The sequence below is a fragment of the Granulicatella sp. HMSC31F03 genome, from assembly GCF_001807725.1.
Taxonomy (GTDB): domain Bacteria; phylum Bacillota; class Bacilli; order Lactobacillales; family Aerococcaceae; genus Granulicatella; species Granulicatella adiacens.
Genome location: NZ_KV790855.1, coordinates 22,999 through 23,276, shown reverse-complemented (window position 1 = coordinate 23,276; position 278 = coordinate 22,999). Strand labels below are relative to the sequence as shown.

Genomic DNA, 278 nt, shown 5'->3' with positions numbered 1-278 from the left:
CTTGCTCACCTTTAGCTCCAGCTGCACCTTGAGGTCCAACTGCTCCTGGATCACCTTTGTCACCTTTAGGTCCGGCAACACCTTGAGGGCCTGCAATACCTTGTTCTCCTTTTTGACCATCGGCGCCATCTTTGATTACAGATGTACCCAAAACAGTATCCGTATTTTCATCAAACTCATTATTGGCGTTTACGTCTTTGTAGAACGTTAATTTAGTTTCTTTCTTAGTATCATCTCGTTCTACTTTAACTTTTGGAGTTTCTCCGTCTTTACCGTCA

General features: G+C 43.2%; 1 pseudogene. It reads right to left on the bottom strand.

The window, feature by feature from the left end:
• Nucleotides 1-278 (bottom strand): annotated as a pseudogene (locus HMPREF3106_RS09545) (collagen-like protein); the annotation flags it as partial.